At 43.7% G+C, this 23,570-nt stretch carries 21 protein-coding genes; 1 reads left to right on the plus strand and 20 read right to left on the minus strand.

Annotated features, from left to right (window positions below):
- Positions 1-24 precede the first annotated feature (24 nt).
- From NV381_RS05545 to NV381_RS05595, 11 genes are all read right to left on the minus strand, one after another.
- On the minus strand, positions 25-1,416 hold the full coding sequence (locus NV381_RS05545) for a sulfatase (RefSeq protein ID WP_258212276.1): 1,392 nt from the start codon (positions 1,414-1,416) through the stop codon (positions 25-27).
- Between the two features lie 56 nt (positions 1,417-1,472).
- Complete coding sequence (locus tag NV381_RS05550; protein WP_258212277.1) at positions 1,473-2,279, minus strand: sugar phosphate isomerase/epimerase family protein; 807 nt, start codon at positions 2,277-2,279, stop codon at positions 1,473-1,475.
- 231 nt (positions 2,280-2,510) lie between these two features.
- Entirely contained in the window at positions 2,511-3,614 is a 1,104-nt protein-coding gene (locus tag NV381_RS05555; RefSeq protein WP_258212278.1) for a Gfo/Idh/MocA family protein, read from the minus strand.
- Positions 3,615-3,751: 137 nt separating this feature from the next.
- Positions 3,752-5,197, minus strand: coding sequence for a sulfatase (locus NV381_RS05560; RefSeq protein WP_258212279.1), 1,446 nt, complete (start codon positions 5,195-5,197; stop codon positions 3,752-3,754).
- Entirely contained in the window at positions 5,197-5,835 is a 639-nt protein-coding gene (gene cysC / locus NV381_RS05565) for an adenylyl-sulfate kinase (RefSeq protein WP_258212280.1), read from the minus strand. Before cysC ends, NV381_RS05560 begins: the two co-directional genes overlap by 1 nt.
- Before the next feature lie 188 nt (positions 5,836-6,023).
- Complete coding sequence (locus tag NV381_RS05570; RefSeq protein WP_258212281.1) at positions 6,024-6,857, minus strand: carbohydrate ABC transporter permease; 834 nt, start codon at positions 6,855-6,857, stop codon at positions 6,024-6,026.
- A complete protein-coding gene (locus tag NV381_RS05575) occupies positions 6,854-7,720 on the minus strand; it encodes a carbohydrate ABC transporter permease (RefSeq protein ID WP_258212491.1) in 867 nt (288 codons plus the stop codon). Before NV381_RS05575 ends, NV381_RS05570 begins: the two co-directional genes overlap by 4 nt.
- A gap of 98 nt (positions 7,721-7,818) precedes the next feature.
- Positions 7,819-9,192, minus strand: coding sequence for an extracellular solute-binding protein (locus NV381_RS05580; protein WP_258212282.1), 1,374 nt, complete (start codon positions 9,190-9,192; stop codon positions 7,819-7,821).
- Positions 9,193-9,288: 96 nt separating this feature from the next.
- Entirely contained in the window at positions 9,289-10,839 is a 1,551-nt protein-coding gene (locus NV381_RS05585; protein ID WP_258212283.1) for a response regulator transcription factor, read from the minus strand.
- Positions 10,839-12,662 carry a sensor histidine kinase gene (locus NV381_RS05590; RefSeq protein ID WP_258212284.1) on the minus strand — a complete coding sequence of 608 codons (1,824 nt, stop codon included), beginning with the start codon at positions 12,660-12,662 and terminating at the stop codon, positions 10,839-10,841. Before NV381_RS05590 ends, NV381_RS05585 begins: the two co-directional genes overlap by 1 nt.
- Positions 12,663-12,693: 31 nt before the next feature.
- Entirely contained in the window at positions 12,694-13,587 is an 894-nt protein-coding gene (locus NV381_RS05595; protein ID WP_258212285.1) for an AraC family transcriptional regulator, read from the minus strand.
- A 293-nt stretch (positions 13,588-13,880) separates the two neighbouring features.
- Between NV381_RS05595 and NV381_RS05600 the strand changes: the two genes are divergently transcribed.
- Positions 13,881-15,053, plus strand: a complete 1,173-nt coding sequence (locus NV381_RS05600; protein WP_258212286.1) for a stalk domain-containing protein — start codon at positions 13,881-13,883, stop codon at positions 15,051-15,053.
- 46 nt (positions 15,054-15,099) lie between these two features.
- Here the strand turns inward: NV381_RS05600 and NV381_RS05605 are convergent, their stop codons facing one another.
- The 9 genes from NV381_RS05605 to NV381_RS05645 form a co-directional block, all read right to left on the minus strand.
- The gene (locus tag NV381_RS05605; protein ID WP_258212287.1) at positions 15,100-15,651 is read right to left on the minus strand and encodes a class I SAM-dependent methyltransferase; all 552 of its coding nucleotides are present in this window, start codon (positions 15,649-15,651) and stop codon (positions 15,100-15,102) included.
- Entirely contained in the window at positions 15,651-16,322 is a 672-nt protein-coding gene (locus tag NV381_RS05610; RefSeq protein ID WP_258212288.1) for an ABC-2 transporter permease, read from the minus strand. The genes NV381_RS05605 and NV381_RS05610 overlap by 1 nt, the downstream gene beginning before the upstream one ends.
- Complete coding sequence (locus NV381_RS05615) at positions 16,309-17,010, minus strand: ABC transporter ATP-binding protein (RefSeq protein WP_258212289.1); 702 nt, start codon at positions 17,008-17,010, stop codon at positions 16,309-16,311. The genes NV381_RS05610 and NV381_RS05615 overlap by 14 nt, the downstream gene beginning before the upstream one ends.
- The gene (locus tag NV381_RS05620) at positions 17,007-17,375 is read right to left on the minus strand and encodes a GntR family transcriptional regulator (protein WP_258212290.1); all 369 of its coding nucleotides are present in this window, start codon (positions 17,373-17,375) and stop codon (positions 17,007-17,009) included. The genes NV381_RS05615 and NV381_RS05620 overlap by 4 nt, the downstream gene beginning before the upstream one ends.
- Before the next feature lie 130 nt (positions 17,376-17,505).
- A complete protein-coding gene (locus NV381_RS05625; protein ID WP_258212291.1) occupies positions 17,506-17,898 on the minus strand; it encodes a c-type cytochrome in 393 nt (130 codons plus the stop codon).
- Between the two features lie 122 nt (positions 17,899-18,020).
- The gene (locus NV381_RS05630; protein WP_258212292.1) at positions 18,021-19,253 is read right to left on the minus strand and encodes an S-layer homology domain-containing protein; all 1,233 of its coding nucleotides are present in this window, start codon (positions 19,251-19,253) and stop codon (positions 18,021-18,023) included.
- 183 nt (positions 19,254-19,436) lie between these two features.
- Positions 19,437-20,513 carry a response regulator gene (locus tag NV381_RS05635; RefSeq protein ID WP_258212293.1) on the minus strand — a complete coding sequence of 359 codons (1,077 nt, stop codon included), beginning with the start codon at positions 20,511-20,513 and terminating at the stop codon, positions 19,437-19,439.
- Complete coding sequence (locus NV381_RS05640) at positions 20,491-22,248, minus strand: sensor histidine kinase (RefSeq protein ID WP_258212294.1); 1,758 nt, start codon at positions 22,246-22,248, stop codon at positions 20,491-20,493. The genes NV381_RS05635 and NV381_RS05640 overlap by 23 nt, the downstream gene beginning before the upstream one ends.
- A gap of 219 nt (positions 22,249-22,467) precedes the next feature.
- Positions 22,468-23,400 carry a manganese-dependent inorganic pyrophosphatase gene (locus tag NV381_RS05645; protein WP_258212295.1) on the minus strand — a complete coding sequence of 311 codons (933 nt, stop codon included), beginning with the start codon at positions 23,398-23,400 and terminating at the stop codon, positions 22,468-22,470.
- Between the last annotated feature and the right edge of the window lie 170 nt (positions 23,401-23,570).

A 23,570-nucleotide genomic window follows, 5' to 3' on the forward strand; every position in this document is an offset into this window, starting at 1 on the left:
CGGCGCAATTGCATCCGTTTTTTATTATTTAAGCTGTTTAGCCTGTAGGGACCTTGCAGTGAGTGAGCTGCCGATATGCAAGGTATCGTAAGCTTGTTGGGATGAAGTAAACGGCTCATCGCCTTTACCATGCCAACCAAGATTCGTATACATGGGATTGGTTCGCCCGGTTTGCTCCTCCCGTTTACGTATATACGCATCCATCCTCGAAGTAAGCAGCTCTACAATCTCGGTCTCTATTTCTGCCACATTGTTATTTTCTTGCGGATCCTCGATCAGATTATAAAGCTCCACCTCAGGTTTGAAATGGAAGTCAGGCTCCAGGGAACGGATCAGCTTCCAATGTGGGGTTCGCCAGCCATGCTTGCGCATCCAGGTGCATTCAGTGATATAGAATTCGCTAACCCGACGTTCCGGGTTATCATTAATCATCGGAACAAGGCTTTGACCATCCGCGTCTAGCTGCACATCGAGCTCCATCAATTCCAAAATTGTCGGCATAATATCGCTAATAACTGTCACATCTGAGATCCGTTTTCCGGCAGGGACTTTACCAGGAAACTTTATAATTAACGGCACGACAAGCGTACAATCATAAAGACCGTGATGATCAAAATAGCAATCATGCTCATAAAGTGTTTCTCCGTGGTCCGATGTCACTATAATTAATGTATCCTCAGCTAGTCCCAAAGTATGGACGGTTTGCAGCAGATTTTGAATACATGAGTCCATATAGGCGACTGCACCATCATATTGAGCACTCACATACTCTTGATCGGTTACACCTTCGGGAATCCACGATTTCAGAAAATCGGCAAAAGGCTTGAAGTTGTAGACTGGATCCATGGAATGGTTGGCGGAATCATGCTCATCCCCTCCATAGAAGATGCGCTCATACGGCTTTGGCGGTAAGTAAGGCGAATGCGGATCCATATGCCGCAGGAACAGGAAGAAGGGTTTGTCATCATCAGCCAGCCTGTGAAGCTCGGGTATGGTTACATCGTTCAAGTTTTCCGCTTTGGGACATTTGCCTTGTTCATTGGGCATCCAAGCTTCATACTCTAAGTAGTTGTCAAAACCTCGCGAGGACGGATTTCCAGTGAATCCTACGCATGTCGTGTTATATCCAATGTCGCTCAGTACCTCCGCTAGCGTCTGGGCTCCAACTGCACCTTTATGCCGCAGCGCAACCACATCCGTACTGAAGCAATCTTTACCCGTAAGCATGCTTGCATAGGCCGGAGTAGTCGGAATACTTGGACTGAAGTGTTGTTCGAATAACACGCCTTCGCCAGCCAGCTTATCCAGATGTGGGGTCGTTAATTTGCCGTATCCATAAGAACTCATGCGATCCCGGCGCAAGCTATCAATCCCGAAGAGAATCAGATTTGGCTTTCTTTTGGATGTTGAGGGCATTCCATTCATTCTCCTTTTGTAAGTATGATGTATTAAAATCGATGCATCTACCGCAACTATCGAGCACCAAGCTGTTTCAAGCAAGCGTTCAAATAACCATATGTTTCAGCGGCTATAATCGAGATTTGGGCAAGCGTGTGCTCCGGCTTCGCTCCTATGACTTCGAGCACTACAGGCCCATCATAGTTGTTGTCCACCATCGCCTTGCAGTAGGCAAACAGATTGATGTCACCGCGCCCGCATGCTTGCATCTCTATGGCACCAGGCCCCTGCTCCCGTCCTTTGCAATCGCGAATGTGGATATGCTTGACGCGACTTATGACTGCTGGCAGCGCTACCTCTGGATTCTCATTGGCGCGGTATATGTGACTTGGATCCATATCGATGCCGAAAGCGCTTGAGGAAACCTCTGAAATAGCACGCAAGGTTGTCGGTGTATCATGAATCGCTTGCCCGATATGAGCTTTCACACATAGCATCACCCCTAATGCTGCCGCTTTTTCCGACAATCTTTGGAGCTGGTCAATGGATTGCTTAACATCCTCTTCAATACCGGTTTTGCCTCCCGGACCAATGTTGATAATGGGAATACCAATCTCCGCAGCTGCCTCCAAAGCGTTCAATAATCGCTGCTCGTCTTTTACGCTGCCGAATTCCATAGAGAGGAAGCTTAATCCATTCTCTTGAACAACATGCCTTAGCTCAGCAGCCTGCTCCTTCCACCGGGTAAGATCCAAATGCTCGCACATGCCTTGAATCGCAGAAATTTCCACCCCATCATAACCACTAAGTGCAATGTGACGAACGGCTGTTGCGAAATCAAATTCCTTATAAAGAACTGAATTGACACCGAGTTTTATCATAATGAAACACACTCTCCCTATGGACGTCAGCTATTAATTAATGTTAATGCCGACATTTATTTTATATCATTAACAATCTCTAAGTCCTCTAATTTAATTAACCTCATTAAATATATAACAAATCACACACAGGCATTATTCAGATTTTATTTAATCTCATTAATTAATCTCAAATCCTCAATGAATCAAGTCTTCCCTGTCAAAAACTCGTTGTAAAAATCCATCTTCCGATTACATGGACAATGGATCACCGTGGAAGGCTGGAAGCGGATGAGGTCTGACTACAATTCCACCTTGCTCGTACGATTCGATAACCGCAAATGTATACTCCAGCACAGCAAGTGCATCCCTGCCGGAAGCCCGGATATGCTCTCTCGGAACCCCATTTGTAATATCCTCCAGGAAAGCATGCAGCCTATTGTTAAATGTCGTATTAAATTCTGTAACCCCAGATTCCGTTACTTCCGGTTGTGGATGCGCTCCTATGACAGGAACCCCCTTTTGCGCTCTCCAATACGAAACCTTTTCCACACAATTCTCTATGCAAAAGGTTCCTTTCGTGCCTCCAACCTCCATACTCCACCAGCCGCCTAACCCATAGGTAGCATCACCGCGTTGACTCAGCAAATAGCCTGCAGCACCACTCGCGAACTTAACATGAATACTATTTATGGAGACCATAATGTCACTGGCGCTTTTTCGGAAGCCTGCCTGATTAGAGAAAGTTTGAATGTGGGTTATATCCCCGCAGAAATACCGCATAACGCTGAATGGATGAGTCAAAAATGCTTTCATGTGGAAATAAGGCTGACCTTTATCCTTGGGTGACTTCGGAGCATTGTACATATCTTCACCGCCATTAAAGCCCATTTTATGTAGACAATACACGGTTTCACCGATATCGCCGGAATCCATGTACTGTCTGGCTTTTTCTGCGGGAGCTGTAAAATAATGATTCAGGTTGCAGCCCAGATATACATTTTTCTCAGCCGCGAACCTAACCAGCTCACGACCTTCCCGAATATCGTTAGCCAATGGTTTTTCGATTAACACATGCTTGCCAGCTTCAATCGCCTGCATCGCCGGCTCGAAGTGCCAGCTCCCATTATCGATACCGCCCGTAGTGACATCTATGATTTCCAGATCTGGCTCATGCTGCAGCATATCCTTCAAGCTATAATAGGCTCTTACTCCGTATTTATCCGCTGCTTTATCCGCCCTTTCCTTCACTACATCACAAACTGCCAGAACTTGTGCGAGCGGATCCTGTGAATAACATTCTGCATGGCGCATGCCTATTCCATTCATACCTACAATCCCTATTTTCAATGCCATCTCCACGTCCTCTAGCTTGCTTCCTAAGAAAATAGTACAAGCCGGGACTCCACCACCTTTCATTATTGTTTTACCCTGAAACATTCTCGGTCAGCTTACCTGCTTACAATGATAGGCTGTCATTCCAGACACTCTGGTCAACGCACCGACTTCCCATGCTGTGAGTACTCTCCCGCTCCTTCCAATGCGTCATACCTCTCACGCTGCGGATCGGCAATCCATGACTTCCAGGTTAAGCCAACCTTACCCAGAATCATTTCGATGCGCCGACGAAACGGCAGCTGTGCTTCATTGATTTGAATCATCATTGGATCCGGCCGTCCATTCAATTTGCTGGAAACGAAAGCATTAAGCTTTCCTTCCAATTCCTCAGCAATTTGAGGCAGCTTTTTCGCCAAATTGATTAGCTCCTCAGGATCCTGATGCAGATCATACAGCTCTAGGTCAGGTCGTTGAAAAGGTCCTAAATCATAATTTCTTATAAGCTTGTATCGCTCCGTCCGGATGGCCCTTGCCGCCTGCCATGCACATTCGCTCAAGAACACTTCGTCCAGAGTTCCTCCGGCTTCTCCACTTATGCAAGGCCATAGGCTTTGTCCATCCAGTATGTCCGGTATCCTAAGCGCTGACAGGTCAATCCCATCTCGTGCTTCCGCCGCAACCGCTTCCAGAATAGTAGGCATCAAGTCCGCATGCTGTACGAAGCCTTTAACTCTCTTTGCTGCCGGAATATGCCCAGGCCATCGCATTATTACAGGAACATGTACCGTTTGCTCATACAATCCGCAATGATCCCAATAAATATCATGCTCGGTTAAGCTTTCTCCATGATCGCCAAACAGGATTAAAAGTGTTTCCTCTTTAATGCCAATATTCGTCAAATAATCATCAAGCTCATGAATTAAATCATCCAAATATCGAATTTCGGCATCATAAAGCGCGCTTACATAATTCGCATCAGTGACAGGACCTAGCTGATTATAGTGGTGATGTTTAAAAAAAGGGTAAGCCGGGTGTCCATACGCCCGATTCATACTTGTATTTTCCGGAATAAAAGGATCTTTCCCTTCTCCATAAAATGGGGGAATATATGAGGCAGGCGGCAGGTAGGGAGTGTGGGCATCCCAATAATGAAGAAACAAGAAAAAGTCTTCATCCTTATGCTCCCGAATCCAAGGCAGTGCGAGATCATTAACCGTTCTGCCGTCAATCCACCGCTTCTTCCCGGAACTGTTCATATAATAGCGATACCCTCGGGCAAACCATTCCTTCATGTTATACAGGTTGTCAACTGCACCGGTTGTGAAGCCCGCAGCCTTAAACATGGACGGGAGCCATTCCACCGACTTGGCAAGGTAGGTTAGATCCGAGCCATGCGATACAATCCCTGTCGTCAGACCGATATTTCCGGTAAAAATAGCCGAATGAGCAACTTCTGTTGGAATATCAGCCGCATAGGCGCGTTCCATGAGCACACCTTCGGAGGCGATCCGGTCGATATACGGACTCGTCGGTTTTCCATAGCCATAGCAGCCGAGCCGGTCCGCCCGAAGCGTATCGAGCGAAATCATGATGATTTTCATCAGCCATCTCCCTCCAATAGCCCTCTCTTACTGGTTAAACCAGCTAGATCAGCTACCCGCTCCATTTCCTGACTTGCTGCCACACAGCTTTGCACAGATCCAACATCCACGTGATGAGTATACCGGGTAATCCATTGCACAATTTGAAGCGCATTAGCATGAACGGATTGCCGATCCGTATCAATCACAATGTCCGCTTGCTCCGGTTCCTCATAAGCATCCGAAATTCCGGTGAACATAGTGATTTCCTGACGCCGCGCTTTGGCGTATAATCCTTTTACATCCCTCGCTTCGCACACATCAAGCGGACATTTCACATAAATTTCCACATACCCCAGAATGTGATTCCGAAGATACTCCCGCATCTCCCGGTAAGGTGTAATGGCGGATACTAGAACAAGGACGCCGTGCTTGGACAGCAAATTCGCAACATAGGCAATTCGGCGAATATTTTCGAGACGATCCTCTCGGCTGAAGCCAAGACCTTTACAAATAGCCGAGCGGATTTCATCCCCATCCAGCAATTCTACCTGTTGACCTGCTTCTGTCAGCTGCTTGTAAATATGCTGAGCTGTTGTTGTCTTACCAGAACCTGAGAGGCCGGTAAACCAAAGTACATTACCGCTTGAGCTTTCCATGTACTTTCCCCCTATAAGCTTTCAAATAGAAAGCTTTCTTCACACTCATAAGCTGAGTTTCGCAATGACCCTTTTGAAGGTTGCCATGGCTTAACACCTCTTATCTCTATATTAGTGCCGAACAGCCAGATTATCATTGTCCATTCAGCCATTCATATGGTCGATGCGGCCTTCATTGCTTGGTTGCGCTATCCTTTCACTGAGCCTGCCGTCATTCCAGCTACAATCTTCTTATTGAAGAAAATAAACAGGATAAGTGGCGGGAGCGAAATCAACACGACATCAGCAAATAATAAATTCCATGAAGTGAGATACATGCTCATGAAATTATACAGAGTCAACTGAACCGTGGCATTCTCAGAACCTGGCAAGAAATAGAGCGGATTCACAAAGTCATTGAATATATTAACTGCCTGAATGATGATGATAGTCGAGGATACAGGTTTAAGTAACGGAAAAATTATATGGGTATACAGCTTAAACCCTCCACATCCATCCATAAAGGCGCTTTCATCGATATCACGCGGAATAGTTGCTGTAAAAGCCTTGTACAGGATGGCGCAAAATGGGAAATGCAGTGCAATTTCAACCAACGTAAGCCCTGTCAAAGTTTTGAACAAGCCTACTGAATTGAGCACCCATATAGTCGGTACAACAGCTGGAGGAATCATCAAGCCTGCAAGCACCAGAAAATTGAGTGTCGAAGCGGCCCTTCCCCTCTCTCTTCGCTGCAGCACAAAGCCAGCCAAAGAGCTCACAATAACCAATCCAGTAACCGACAGCACAGTTAGCAATGTACTGTTATAAAAGGCGCGTATCAGCATATTGTCCGTAGCAAGCAGTACCGTTTTATAATTTTCAATAATATGGAATGTATCCGGCCAGTACATGTTCATGTCAGCCGCTTTTGTACTCGATTTGAAGGAATTCACAATAACAAAATAAAATGGCACCCAGAAAATCAATGTTGAAAAAAGGATCATAATCAAGCTGATTATTGATTTTTGTACCTTATTGTTCATAGGTCAACCTCTCTTCTGTTCAAAAACATATATAAAGGAAATGCCAATAACGAGATGGCAATGAATAAAATGACATTACCTGCTGTGGCAAGACCATAGAAACCGGCTTGGTACTGTTTATAGATTATCGAAGCGATGAGGTCGGTGGAGAAGCCTGGCCCCCCTCTGGTCATAGCCCAAATCAGGTCAAAGGTTCTTAGACCGCCAATGAATGCTAGAATAATGACGGAGTTCATAGCGGGCCTGCTGAGAGGAAGCGTAATATGCCAAAAAGCCCTGAACGCATTTCCTCCATCGATTTTCAACGCTTCGTAATAATGCTGGGGAATCGATAAGATTCCCGCAATATAGATGACCGTAGCGATTCCAACTCCTTTCCAGACATCAACAAAGGCTACAGAAAACAAAGCCAATTTTGTATTTCCGAGCCAATCCGGTCCTTCAATGCCAATTGCAGCAAGGGCCGTATTGATGACACCTTGAGTAGGATGCATCATGGTGCTGAACGCAATCCCAACGGCAATCGTGCTCAATAAGGTTGGAAAAAACACCATAGAACGGAAATAATCCTTGAACCAAATTTTAGAAGTAAGGAGTGTGGCGATCAGAAGTGCAAGGACTACCTTCAATGCGCAGGTTACCACAGCAAATATAATTGTATTTTTGAAACCGATTTTTAACGATGATTCCTCAAAAAACATCCTGTAGTTGTCAAATCCGATGTATTGCCATTTCGTAAGCGTCCATCTGGTCATACTGAAAAAGAACGACATAATGGTCGGAAGCAAATAAAATACGAAATAAATAATGCCGGCGGGCAGCAAAAATAAATACGTGTACATTCGCTTTTGCGCTACTCTCATCATGATCTCCTCCGGTTCAAACTGATCCTGTTCAATTTAAAAAATCAGCCCTGCAAGGTTCTTGCAGGGCCTGTGATTATATTCATAAGTAAAAAAGCTTACCAACCCGGCAGATTAAGCTGCTGTGCCTGCTTCCTAACGTCCTTGTCGTAATCTGCGGCACCATCCGCAGGAGATTTCTGACCCGTTCCTACCTCAATTAAAATGCTCTCCAGGTTCGGCCCCTTTACAGGAGAAACAAATTCAAGGGCAGGGGCTGTTTTGCCATTATCGAAGTAAGGCTGCATATCTTTAACTCCCTCATAGGCATCATCAGGAACCTTAATCCCTTTGACTACATAGGGTCCGTTAGCTTTGCTCTTGGACATATAGGCCTTCTGGCCTTCCGGGGACAGCAAGAAGTCAATAAATTTCTTGGCAGCATCTATATTCTTACTCTTCTTATTGATGTAATAAGAGTTAGGCATCCATACCGTAAATCCGTTAATAGAAGCATTATCGCTAGGCGTGGGGAATACACCTATATCTTTTACTTTATCCGGATAGTTCTGCGCCAAAGCATCGATCGCACTAGTCAGCATCGGGTATTGAACTCCAGTTCCTTCAGCAAGCATCTTCAGAGCGGTATCATAGGTTGTAGCGAGAAAATCTTTATTATAATAATTCTTTTTAAACACCTCACTCATCATTTCAAAACCGCGCATCGCTGCTGGTGTAGTGGCATATTTAGCTTTATTCGCGGTATAATCCTGAACAAAGTTCGGTACTTGAGCCTGAACGTTATAATGGTTGCCTAGCACGAAGAGCTGAGAGGTCCATGTTGTCTTATACGATCCAATGATCGCTGTTTTGCCTGAGGCTTTAATTTTATCGCTGTTGGCAATGAATTCTGCCCATGTTTTCGGTACAGTCAGACCAAGCTCAGCATACACCTTCTTGTTGTACAGAATCCCGCCGACATTCGATGAACCACCGGGAACTCCGAATACCTTTCCATTGGATGTTACGGTCTCTTTGTACGAATCCAAAGGATTAGCCATGAACGGTTCGTTCGTCAGATCAACGAAGTTCTCTTCAGGATTTAGCGCCTTTAGTAGTGAGCCTGAATTGTAATAGAGAATATCTGCCATTTCACCTGTAGCCAAACGAGTTTTAACCAAGTTGTCGCCCTCTGTCCCGTCCGGTTTAATATCGAACTTGATTTTGATATTCAGCTTTTTCTCAGCCTCCGCCGCCACAGCTTGTGTAGCAGGGTAAGGAGTACCTGTAGAACCAATCAGCAATGTTAGCGTCACTGGTTCTGCAGGCTTGCTTGGCGCAGGTGCAGGCGCGGCTGGAGCTGCGGGCGTAGAACTTGCAGCAGGTGCTGGAGCAGTGCCTGCGGCCGGCTGGGATGAGGTGCTGCATCCCGTGAATACGGTTGATATCAGGGCTGCGTAAGAACATACAGTTAAGAACCTGGCTCGATTCATAGTGGTATCCCCCTAAAATTTTTCACAGCATAATCTCGTGATTTAAATAAATTGTACGTGCCGCCCTGTTTTTTGAACACTTGCGATTTGTACTTGTTAACGGGGGGGATTTTTCCTATTTTTGCTGATTGGTTTTACTGCATGCCGCTTGGCATAGGTGATCGGAGCTACTCCGACTATTTTCTTGAACAAAGCACTGAAATGTTTGGAGTCCTCATAACCGACAAGCTCGCTTACCTCCTGCAGCCGCTCGACTCCTGAAGTCAGCAGCTCCTTAGCCTTTCGGATCCGGTAACCGGCCATATAATCAGAGAATGTCGTTCCTGTCTGACTTTTAAATAAGCGGGACAAATAACCGAGACTGACATGATGATCCGCTGCAAATTGCTGTAAAGAAATGCTATCCTGATAGCTTTTATGTATATACTCGAGCAGCACGGGAATAAGTCCTTTCGGACTAAGGTCTTTCGCGGCCAATCCACAATAGAGGCTTACGATGGTTTTGTTGAGCCATTCGAACAATTCATTGTAATCACCAAAGCGATTGAGTATTCGGTTGTCTTCCTGCAAATCGTTGATGCTTGCCGGCCCCTTCCCAGAAGCAAGTAAATTGTATTTCAAGGAAAATAGCATATCGTGGACGAAAAGCCTGAGCTGCCGCTTGGTTATTTGCTTTTCGCTCAATTCCTCCAGTATTTGTTCTAATACTGCTTGCCCCTTCAGCATATCGCCCTTCTTAGAATAGGTCTCCATTACTCTAACCTTTTCCCACAAGTCGCCAATCTCGGCATCGTAATTTTTCATTCCAGGCACTATGCAGGTCGACATACCGAAAATCATATTTTCATCCATATGCCGACTCAAATCCATAAAAATACCGTACAACGAATCGGACTCCGATTTAATGGCAAACCCCATATGAGCCGGCCTTGGAAGCTGCTGTAGCTGTTGGAATAAAACCGATAATTTTTCTCTAATACGACCTAATTGAGATGTGTCTGCTAACGGAATCAGAATCACTCTTTGTCGGCAATCGAGGTCCAGGCAATGTAACTCCTTCTCTTGCGCGGGTCCAAATGCGAATGGCTGTTTAAACTCTTTCATACCTATGCAGGTATCTTTCCAGCCTCTTAACACCGACCCGGTTTCCAATACGAGCAGTACCATACAGTATGCACGTCCATTAACGGCACGCAAAATATCATATTGCGGAATGTCAGCAGTTAAGAGCATCTGCCCTATCGAACCACTCATCCATTCTTCCGTTCGTTTGCTATCCATCTCGATGTGCTGTATGGCTTTATCCACCGCTTTAAATAAAACATCCTTTTTCACAGGCTTAAGCAAATAATCGAATACGCCGAATTTCATCCCTTGTCGGGCATATTCGAATTGATCGTGAACGCTTAATATCATACTTTTGATGGTTGGGTCCAAGTGGTGCAATTGCTCAATCAGCTCAAGTCCGTCAATTCCCGGCATATTGATATCGGTCAATACCAATTGCGGGCATATGGAGTGTGCAGCCAGCAAAGCATCATCCCCATTGTCATAGGCGTGAATACTATGTTCGGGCTCGTAGATTTTTAACAACTCAACCAATTCAGCCAATGCCCATCGCTCATCCTCTACCACGAAAATATTCATTATGCGATTCCACCCTCTTCCTGTTGAACAATGAGGAAAGGGATTACCAAAGTCACCTTCGTCCCTCCGCCTGGTTTACTGAATAAGCTAAGTCCATATTGTTTCCCATAAAATAGCTGGATACGTTGGTGAATATTGATTAACCCGACTCCATGCGTTAATTCCGTAAAGTGATAATGCATATTGGAAATGTCCAGAGCCTTGCTCAACTGCGCCTGCTTTACATCAGTCATTCCTTCTCCATTGTCTGTCACTGTTATGGTTAAGAGCTCGTTGCACTTGGTCGTATGAATGGTAATGCAGCCTCCCGATTTCATTCTGCGAAGACCATGATTAACCGCATTCTCGATGAGCGGCTGAATGGTTAGCTTAAGAATCGAGGCTTGCAGATGATCATTCGGAATATCACATTGCAGCTCCACACGATTGCCGAATCGATGCTGCTGTATTTTGAAATAATTGTTGATATGATCAATTTCCTCCAATAAAGAAACGGGTTGATGAAGATTTTTCATGCTGTATTGAAATAAACTGGCCAATGACTCCGAGATTTCGGCTACCTCTTCGACTCCCCTTAAACGGCTGATCGATTTCATTATATTGAGTGTATTGTATAGAAAATGGGGATTAATTTGCGCGTGCAGTGCAGAAAGCTGAGCATTCTTCTCCGCCAGCTTCGATTCGTACACTTCTTTGATCAAACGGGACATACTGTCGAGCATCAAATTATACATCCGGCTCAATCGCCCGATTTCATTGTTCCCTGCATACTCCATCCGTTGACTGAAATCGCCCAGCTCCACGCGGGACATTTTGCGCATCAGATTATTGAGAGGAAGCGTAATTTGATGAGATAGAAGATAGGAAACGGCAGCAATTAACAGCATAGTAATAATTCCGACGATTATCACAATATCCTGAACCTTTTTTTGCTTTAACAAAATAACATCCTTCGGGATAAGAATGACTGTATTCCAGCCGGTATAAGCAGATTTTTCATAGGTGTACAAATACAGTTTGTTGTTCCATTGCAGCTCCCCCTCGGGAACGGTCCTCTTGAACACAGCAGTGTCAAAATCGGCGTGTAAAAGCCCGGTCATCTGGTCCCAATTTTCAAAAATAACCTGCCCCTCATCACTCACTAGCAATACATGCATGGCGTTGTTGCTTTCATTGGCTTCCTTATTGGCCAGCACCATTTTGAATGCATTTATATCGATGTCAATGCTAACGAATCCAATAATCGTTTGAGTGGGAATTTTTGTGATTTTATGGATAAAAGAAACGATTGCTTCAGACTGATCTCCGAACGTACGTTCTTCATTGGACGGCTTCAATAAAAACGGCTTGCCACTTAATACATCTGTAAAATTCCGCAGCTCCTCGTTTGTAAAAACTTGGGACGGTCTCGGATGATTGACAACCTTCGTATAGTGATACCCATGTCCATCCAACGTATAAATCGAAATACTCTGCACATAAGATTTGGGGTATGAGAAATTAAATAAAACCGGGTTTAGCTTGTAGCCAATAGTTTCTTTCTCAATCGGGTTAGTAGCTTTGAAGAAATCAAATAAGTTGCTTTGAATAGCGGGGTCAATGGAAATGGATAAAGATAATTCTTCAATATTTTGCATATACAAATCTATCATCTCAGAAAACTGCTTGGCTATGATTTTGGATAAGGAGAACGTCTGATTCTTTACATCACTTGTATTTTTATAATAAAAAATAATGCAGGTTATACCGACAATAAACAAGGCCACGATGGAAAAGGAAATAAACATTTTGATCTTCAGCATACGATCATTCCATCGTCTCATTGGAACAGTCCCTCCAATTATATGCTTATCTTCAAGACGATTCCCGGTACTTACCCGGTGAACACCCTACTTGTCTATGAAACAGCCTGCTGAAAAACGCCGGATCCTCATAGCCTACTTTGCCTGCTATCGTTATCACCTTCTCATCGGTCTCCAGCAGCAAATGTTTGGCTCTCTCAATACGTATCTGATGGATCATATTAACTACAGTCATTCCCAGTGCTTCTTTAAATACCCTGTTTAATTGTCTGGGACTAATGGTGAACAGCTCGCAAAGATCCGGAATCGACAGTTTTTTATCATAATACCGTTCCAAATAACCGCAAATCCGACGAACGAGTAATTGTTTTGAATTCCATCGTACAGGTTCTCTCCCACACTGCCCTTCTGCCTGCTGGTAAGCCCGCGATAACAAGATAAGCAGCTCCACCATCTGAAGCCGGATCAAAGATTCGAAACCGGAGTACCTGCTATCAAATTCGTTCATTATGGTTTCCAGCAATAATAGAGTGCGAGTCGCATCCTGACCATTCAGGTTCAATCGCCTGTGAAAGCGTTCTCTTTTATCCAAAAAAGGATGTACATAAAAATAATCCATAGACTGGGAAATACCTAGCTCCAGCAGCCAATTACCTTGTATCAAATCAGACAAAAACAAGCAATTGATAATCTCGATTTCTTTACCCGGCTGTATGCTGTAAGTATGAACCTCGCCCGGATTAATAATAAACACATCTCCTGCCCGGATTTCGTAATGGTTGCCTGCAAACACATGCTGGGCTTCACCACGGACAATATATACAAGCTCCACAAAATCGTGGCCATGTAACAACGGAACATGCTCATGGTCATGGAAAAACCGCCGGATCCAGAAAGGAAAAGATTGCTCTTTAATAAATTGGCTGCTGTGCAACTGTCTCTCCATATAAAGTCCTCCTGTAGGTAACAATATTTCCAGAACTGGCGGCCGTACAGTATATAGTTTTTTTTGCTATTCTATGCAGGATACATCTATATATTACGGCAAGCGTCCAAATTCATCATGGTCGATTGTGACATTCTTATAGCGTATTTATACATTTTGAATATGACTAGTCATCGTTTTTTTGCATGAAAAGACATGATTCATAAGCCACTTACTACAGTCATTCGAAAGGATTACAATGAACCTTGCTTTGAGAACATTAGAATTTTTAGAATTGGATGGTGAAAGAGAGAATGAAAAGCAGAACGCCTCGTACTACTATGATGATCATTACCGCTTTACTGTTGTTGATGTTTGCATGGCAAGCCGTTGCAGCGTCCAAACCTGTGAATGTATATTACAATGATGTGCCGCTTGAGTTTGAAGATGCGCCGCCTGTCATCCTAGATGGCACTACACTCGTGCCGTTCCGCGCTTTGTTCGAAGCGCTCGGCTTTCAGGTGAAATGGATTGATTCGGACGGTATCAAGCAAGCCATAGGAACAATGGATGATCTTACTATCCAGCTTACCATAAATAGTAAAGCAGCCAAAGTCAACGACGTCGCCGTTCCGCTAGAGGTTCCGGCCCAAATCCTGAACGGCAAGACAATGGTCCCTTTACGATTCGTATCCGAGAACAGCGGGTATGATGTATCGTTTGTAGATAAAGGAAACGAGTATGTCATTAACGTATTGCACGGCGGACTTGCTCCCGCTAAGGAGGTATCTATGAGCGTCGAGCCTTGGGTGGTGAAAGGCGTAGTAGTGGACGGTCAAGGCAAACCTCTCCCGGGTGCTCAGATCTTCGCGGACAATACGTTACTATATAACAGCAACTTAATCGCCATCACTGAAGCGGATGGCAGCTACCGTATTCTATTGCCTAAGCTCGCAACGACATGGCAAATGAGTGGCAGTATTACGCGGAAGCAGAACAGCAATACATTCGAGATTGACCTGACTCCCGACAACGATAATCCCTTCGCCGGCATTACAGGAGCTATTCGCAACTTTCAATGGAATTCGACCGCGGCAAGACCCGAAGGTTGTTTTTCATGCAGCGGTAAAGTGCTGTTCACGACTGAATTGATCCATCCGGATGATCCGACCCTTGTCCCTCCAGAACGGGAAGATGTCAAGCTGACACTTGTTCCTCAAGGTCCACTGCTCGATGGAAGTGCAGGTAAGACGATCTCAGCACACGGCGAGAACTCTCCTGATGGATTCGGTCTACAGGATGTTCCTTTTACACGCTACAAGATCACAGCCCTTTACGAGCCGAAGAATGATAAACCTCGCGCAATGCTAATTCGTTTAAATGGGAAAGGTGAATACACCGATTCTTTAGTGACTGATTTCCAATCCTTAATGACTGGCATTTATCATATCGAGCTTGAAGTGAAGCTCGCCCCCAAAAAGCCTTGAGTAGTAAAAAATAAAGCAGGAGCCTTCGGGCTGACTGCTTTTTTTGTTACAACTTTTTTTTACATTTAAAAACCCATGCAGGTGGAACATTCATCCAGGTGTAGCCGGTATCCATCCATGGAAAATACAGTTGAAACTCCCTTTTCAGCAGCAAGGTGTATTGAAAGGCAACAAAGGTTCCGTTTTCTGCTAAAGAGTCATGAATCGTTCGGAACAGCTGTTCCTTCAGTTCTTGTGAAAAGTTGGCAAAGGGCAGCCCTGAAACAATCAAATCAAACGGTTTCCCTGTTTCTTTCACGATTTCGCCGAGCTCTAATGCATCTTCAAGTACATTCAATTGTGGAAATTGCTTCCCCAGATCTTCCCGAAACTTTTCGTTTTTTTCGAATAAATACAGTTGGCTTTGAGGACTTCTATTTTTCTCTATATATTGTGTTATCACACCAGTCCCTGGGCCAAGCTCTGCAATCTGGTTCATTTTATGCCAAGGCAATGTTACCGGAAGCATCTTGCGGATTAAAAAACCTGAGCTCGGAATAACACTGCCTACTTGACCTGAATTCATGAGAAACTGACCGAAGAAAGACGGCTTTTTCATTAAACACCTACTTTCTTTTCCAACAAATACATACTAACCAAAAAGTACGCAAGACTAAGGATAGCTAAAGTCACTATCGAGGGAAAATTGGCAAAAGCAAGGACCCCAACCAGTAATCCGCAAATAAAACTGACGAAGGTTGCACCAAGGGAAAGTCTGCCGCAGCATTTTCCAATAAACATACTCAATGAACTTAAAAATACAACACTTGTTAAGACTAAAAGCAGCTTCAGTACTAATACTACCTTCGACCATTCGAACGTGATTAAGGGCTCAGCTCTAAACAGCATCCCATCACTTAGCTTGTATTGCATCCATAAGCCTGCGATCATCACCACGGTAATCAACACTACCTCCAGAACAATCGAGATATATTTCGACATAAGCAAGTAGTTTCTATGAACCGGCAGGGACAGTAAGTGATAGATCGAATGCTGCTTCCACTCCTCACGCCATGTTGAAAAACAATGCAGGAACGGGATAAGCAGCACAATGGAGAATAAGGTAATATTCATTACCATGACAAATCCATAAGCGTCACTAGGAAGTCGCAGTTGGTACGTTAGAATGGCAATTGCAGCATGTAAAAGCACAAAGGCAATCAAAGTAGCAATAATGGTATTTCTCCGATTTCGCAGATCGGTTATTAGCAACCGTCTAAACGCGTGCATGGTCATATTCCTCCTTCAAGATTTCGATCAAGGACTTATTCCTCTCCTGTTTTAAAGTTTCAACATGACCTGTCAGCATTAGGTTTCCTTCATGTATAAACAATACCTCATCGAGCATAACTTCAACTTCCGATATTTCATGTGTTGTAATGATAATGGTTTGCCCTTCTTCCATGAAATCTTCTACAATAGCTTGGGCAATCTGCTGTCTTGCGAACGGATCGATTCCGGTAAAGGGCTCATCCATAAGTAAATACTTGGCTTGCCGGCTCAAGGCTAGAAGCAATTTCATCTTGGCTCTTGTCCCTTTGGATGCTTGTTGAATCAAGGAATCTTCCCTTAGCTTAAAAAAATCGAGCAAATGATGAGCCTTCTTATCATCCCAGTCCCAATACATATCCTTCATATACTGTATCGCATCACTTAATTTCATCCATGGATACCAGACATCTACATCGGGAAGATAGGTTAACATCCCTCTTGTTGACAGACTTGCTGTTTTCTCGTCAATGGTGATTAAACCTTGGTCCAAGCGCAACAAACCTGCAACGGCTTTGAGCATCGTCGATTTACCAGCACCATTGGATCCAAGCAATCCAACAATCTGCCCTTCTCCCGCGGTAAATGAAATACCATCCAAAGCTTTTTTGTTGCCGAATGATTTTACGGCATTATCCACTCTAATCATTGCGAGGTTCCCCTTTCCAAGTACCTTTTCATCGTATCTAATATCTCCGAATCTGATTTCCCGAATGAACGCAGCATATCAATGCTTTGGCTTACTGCCGCGTTCAGCGCTTCTTCTCGAAGGGTTTCAAGAATAATCATATCCGTTGTTATGAAGCTGCCTTGACCTCTGGCTGTAATAATCAACTTCATATCTTCCATCTCTCGATATGCCCTCTGAACCGTATTCGGATTAACCCCCAATGTTTTCGCAAGCTCACGTCTTGAGGGGATTTCTTGCCCCAGCTGATACGTGCCGTTGATGAGCTTTACTTTGATATCATCGATTATTTGAGTATAAATCGGTTCCTTCTGATTAAATTCCATAGTATCCTCCATACAGCAATTTCGTACCACTGTATTAATTAATTAATACAGTATCACAAACTAATAAATGAAGTCAACAAGAAAAAGCTTAAAAAAAAAGAGACAGCCATAGAGCGCTGTCTCATCCGAATTATTTTTTAGCCGCTAACCAATCAGCTAATGTCGCAATCTCGTCATCCTTTAGTTTTCCTTTAAAGGCTGGCATTCCACCTCGGCCATTTGCTATGGTTGTAGCAATCTGATCCTTCGTTAATTTTGCCCCTACTTTCTGGAGGTTCTTTTTCGAATCTCCCATACCATCCAAGGTATTTCCATGACAGGCGATACAATTTGCTTTGGCAATAGCCTCCGCATTTGCGTTGGTAGTTGCAGTACCGCCTCCTTGAGTCGTACCTGGAGTCGTTCCACCCGTATTGTTTCCAGCTTGTTGACCCGCATTATTATTGCTCTTGCCACATGCCGTCATTACACAGATGATCGCAATGACACATAGGATTAAGATGAATCGCTTCTTATATTGCATGATCTAGCTGCTGCCCCCTCATTCACCTTTTTTAGTAAAACAAGTATCGGTCTTATTATTTTCAGGTAGTAAATATTTATTCATGCAGCTCTATTTACTCCTTAAAGACCGATTCCCCTTCACTACTTTCGGGAGAATGAAAAAATGACAGGTTGACCGTATGGCATCACATTGATTTCAACTGAATAATCGCCTATTTGCAGCGTCTTATTCTCAACTGTTTCTTTTTTGGCAATTTTATCGCATACACGCACAAATTCCTGGTAAAAGGTATCCGCATTATAACCAAATATAAAATCAGTAAATTTGCGAATACTTTCCATATTCCGGGCTAGCACGCCATCCTCTACCTTTATTGTTACCCCATATGTACGGAATTGCGGCTCCAGCCACAAGGAAACCTCGTTTGAAAATCTTGCAGCATCGGTCGTACCGTTTAACGCAGTGTTTTTGGCATCACTGTCCTTAAACAGTCTTAAAGTCGTTTCCTCCAAATCATAGTTGGTGCCTCTAAGCTTGCCTGCATCTTCCATGATGTCATAGGTTTGAAGCATTTTTTGATCAGGAAAAATCAGCTTTTTATAGCTTCCGTCTTTTGTCGGAACAACTCTAACATTTTCATTTTTAAGTCCGGAAGTCGAGATCCGCATATTTTTATCCATCAATCGTTCCAGAATTCGCAATGCTTCGGCTCTGGTGACATATCGACCAACACCGAAGTAACCGTTAGGATATCCTTCCATGATCCCTTTGGCATACACTTCGCTTACGAACTTTTGCTGTCTTGAGGTAGCGCTTTGAAAGTCGCCAAATTGGGAGGCCAGACTTACACTGTATTTCTCGTCCTCCAAGTATTCCGTTTCCTTGACGGTATAATAAAGAATTTCTGCAACGTCCTCCCGCTTCAAATTCGCTTTATAATCGGGAAACTGGTTTTTACTTATCAGGTTCAAACCGCCAGCCAGATCTATGTATGGTTTTGCCCAATATCCAACTGTGCTCGGCTTGAATGAGAAATCCCGGAAATCCTGCTTCAACACACTTTGGTTAACAGAACTTACTTGCTGAAGAAAAGATGCCTTCCAATTGCGTTCCCCATTCGGATAAAGCTGTGAGAAAGACAGCAATAAAATTTTGATGAATTGATCGGCTGTCACGGTTTCATCAGGACGAAAAGTACCATCCGGAAATCCATCCAGCAAGCCTTGCTCGACAAGCTGGTTGATGGTTTTCTCAGCCCAATGGGCTTTAACATCCATGAATTTTGTCGCTCCTGCGGCCTGTACCATTCCGACAGAGGTTGACATGATACAACAAATTGTAATGAGTGCTACAAGCTTTCTAAGCTGTTTCATCTAGCCATATCTCCGCTTCTCTATAAGAAATTTGGGCAATTAATGCGCCATTTCCTAGAATACCCTTTCCCATTCCGTTTGAGAACTGGCTCTATGCCTATATGAGAAGCCGAAGTAAACTATCAATTCTGGGACTAAAGCCATAGAATGAACCTTGAAGTATGCTTGAGGCTGCTTCCGGGCTTAAACAGGAATGCGGATCAGCAGCAATGTTCCTATCGGGTCAGCACTCGCTGTCAACAACAAAGTCCCTCCCAACTGCTTAACCCGTTCATACATGCCAGTCAATCCGAATCCCATCTCGGTAGTGTCATATGGACGTCCGTCATTCCATAGAGAGAAGCGCAGCTCTTCATCTTGAATATGGAGTCGAAGCTGGAAATAATGTCCGTTACCATGTCGAATCCCATTCGTTATTCCTTCCTGCAACGCATGATAAATAACTTTCATGTAGAATGGATCTGTTACAGGAACGGGCAGGTCAATCATACAATTGACTGTAATGTCAGCTGTTTGTTCCGCCTCCTGAATGAAACGTCTTAGCTGACTCTCCAGATCCGCTTCCTCATCAGGTTGCTTCATAACGCGCACAGCTACTCGAATATCATCTAAGCTTTTGCGAATAAGCTGCTGTGACTGCTCCAAACGGTATAATCCCTTTTCATCATTCCGAATAATTAATTGTCTGGCTGCTTCAATCTGCACCAATGTAGCAGTTAGGGTATGCCCAACGATATCATGAATATCATGAACAATTCGATTGCGTTCCTCTATGACAGATTGTTCAGCATGGGTTCTGGCCGCTAGCAATTCCGCTTTTAATTGCGGCAGCTGGTGCTCCAGAGCTTCCTTGGTCCGTTCTAGCTCCGCTTGCTCTCTCAAGCGCTGCTTCTGCTGCTCCGTTATTTTGCTGATAGATAGCAGCAGCTCTTCGTCCCGGACAGGCTTAATTAAGTAATTGACTGCCTGGAGTTCAACAGCACGTTTAGCATACTGGAAATCTGCGTAGCCCGTTAACAGGATACAATCAATAGCTGGCCAACGAGTACGTACCTGCTCAATAAGCTCAAGACCTGACATAACAGGCATACGTATATCTGTAATGAGGATATGAATATGATGTCGGTTGATCAGCTCCAAAGCCTGCTGCCCCGAATATGCTTGATACACATGAGTGACTTCGAAATTCTCCCACGGTATAGTTGTAGCCATGCTTTCAACAAGATGCTTGTGATCATCAACGATCAGTATCGAGAACATATGAGTTCACTCCCTTTTCCAGCTCGGCTTTCTGCCAACGCAACACAACCTTCGTACCGCCTGATGACGAAGCCTCGAGCGTTAGTCCTGATTCAGGGCCGAATTGATAACGAAGCCGCTGATGAACATTCCATATCCCGAAGCTCTCCCCTTCAGTACCAGGCTTGGATAACCGTGCATTTAGCTTGTTAAGCTCCCATTCCTGAATACCTACGCCGTCGTCCTCAACCGTAATGGTATACCAATCGGGCTCATCTGTTCCTGTAATCACAATCTGCCCTCCTTCCGGCTGTGACTCCAATCCGTGAACAATAGCATTTTCCACAATAGGCTGTATGAGCAATCTAGGGATCGTCGCATTATACATGGAGGGTGGAATCGTGATGTCATAACGGATTTTGTCCAACTGATAATTCATAATGTGAATATATGAGGTTACGAAGGCAACTTCTTCACTGATGGTAGTTTCCATGGAGCCGTTGCGGGTTGTATATTTGTAGTAGTCCGCTAAGCTGTATGCCATCGAGACGACATGCTGAGAACGGTTCATTTTGGCCATACTAATGATGTAAGCCAAGCTATTATAAAGAAAATGCGGATTGATTTGAGATTGCAGCTGCTTCATCACAGCTTCCTTCGAGCGAATTTCTTCCAAGTATACCTTCTCTACCAAATGTTGAATTTGTGCAGCCATTTCATTGAATTGATTAATTAAGCGGTAAAATTCCTGGTTCTTATTTCGTTTAATTCGCGTGGAAAACTGTCCTTTTTTAATACGATAAACACTCTCTGTCAACAGTTTAATCGGCACCTGCACTTGAACATACAGAAGGAATACAGCGGCAACTCCTACTGCAAGCAGAAGCCCCACCGTTACATAAAACAGATTCTGGCTTCCAGTTACGGGTGCTAATATGTCTTCCAGAGGAACATAATCTACCAATGTCCAGTTGATTTGAGGAGATGTGTAGAAATAGAGTAAATACTTCTTGTTCCCTAACATTATAATATCGTGATTTTTGATAGGGCTATTCCCTGACAGATCATACGACGCAATAATGCGGTGCGCCATACCTTCTTCCGATGTGGAGTTTAGTACATATTGACCTGGAGCTTTATATAAAAAAGGATCGTTATTCCCTTTCGTCTTGAAGCTGTCGAGCAATGATATAATCGTTTCTTCCATTAAATCTACTTCCACAATGATGGAGGCTTTCCGTAAATCAGATACACTTGCATAAGGCTCAACAAAATATCGGGTAAGCACTCTTTGGGTTATACCATTAATCATGGTAGACCTTAAAGTCCATGTGGTATTTACATGGGTGGTCAAATACGATTCATCGTACTTTATGGGTGAATGCGAGGAAATGGCACTTTTAGAGGCAGGGAAGTACAGGCTGATGCGGCTCATCCAATCCGAGGACAAGCTAAAAAGCGCCAGCTTGCTTTCAATGTTGGCCACAAGAGCCGAATAAGCATATCGGTCAGCAGGTATCACATTTCCTGCAAGCTCAGCAAAGTCGGGGTCCTTCGTAATAATGTTCGTATAGTTGGAAACTTGATTCATTGCACCATCAATTTCATTAAGGAAATATACCAGCCTGTTTTGATTCGACAAGTTGATCTGGTCCTCAACAACCTTGATGGTCTGCTGATTGGAATACATATATAATAAAATTACAGGTATCATAAGCATCATAATTAGCAGAAACATCTTCGAAATAAGATTCATAGGTCCCCCGGTATAAGTGAACAATTGGATCAGGAGTTTATACCCAGAAATTTGCTCTAGTCCCCCTCTTTTTAGCTTAATGGAACAGAGCCGGAAATACAATCAGGATTTGCTTGAATATGAAGTACGAAAGGCCATGATTCTCAACTGTTGTTGAAAAACATGGCCTCTTCGATGCGTTCGATCTAGTTGTACATTTATTTTGTTCCGTCTTTAATCTTAAAGCTTATTAAACACTTCAGTTAATACAGGAACAATTTGCGATTTACGCGAAACTACACCTTTAAGCACGGCTTTGTTATCAGCCAGAGTAACATTGTAAGCTTGCTCCACCGCATTTGTTTTATTGCCTAATGCCAGGGCAACGGAATCGTTATTTAAAATATCAGTAACGACGAATACGAATAGATCCAAGCCTTTTGCAGCAATAATTCCATTAAGCGCCTCTTCCAACTCAGCTTGTTTAACAAGAATATCGTTAGGATCTACAGCGTTTACTTGTGCGATTTCAACTTTGTACGAACCCATGCTGAACTCTTTTGCATCAAGAGAAATCAGCTCTGCAATTGTTTTGTCGCTAAGATCGGCTCCAGCTTTCAGCATCTCCAGCCCGTAGCTTTCCAGATTGACGCCTGCGATTTCAGCTAATTCACGAGCTGCAGCCACATCTTCTTCCGTGCACGTAGGAGATTTTAAAAGCAATGTATCCGAAATGATAGCCGACAACAACAAGCCAGCTATTTCTTTACGGACAGCTATCCCATTTTCTTTATACATTTTATTCAAAATCGTTGTTGTGCAGCCAACTGGCTCAGCACGGTAATACAACGGATGACTTGTCTCAAAGTTAGCAATGCGGTGATGGTCAATAACTTCAACAACACGAACCTGATCGATATCAGCTACGCTTTGTTGGCGTTCATTATGATCAACCAAAATAACAGCCTTTACTTCATTAGCTACAGTTTCTACTAAACGTGGAGCAGCAACTTTAAAATAGTCGAGCACAAACTGAGTTTCGCCGCTGATTGAACCCAAACGAACCGGTTCCACATTTTTACCTAATTGTGTTTTCAAATCAGCATACGCAAGAGCAGAGCATATCGAATCGGTGTCCGGATTCTTATGTCCGAAAATAAGTGTTTTTTCCATGAAAGTTACTCCTTAAGTCATTTTTTTGGCCGAGAAAATTATACCATATAAAGATAATCCCTTTCTAGATTATATCGCTTAATTCTCTTATTCCAATGCTTTTACACAGATTATTAGAAAATAATCTTAACCATGCACCACCTGATAGTCGATGAGGTTTCTGCTTTTAC

It is taken from the genome of Paenibacillus radicis (ex Xue et al. 2023) (assembly GCF_024722015.1).
GTDB lineage: Bacteria > Bacillota > Bacilli > Paenibacillales > NBRC-103111 > Paenibacillus_S.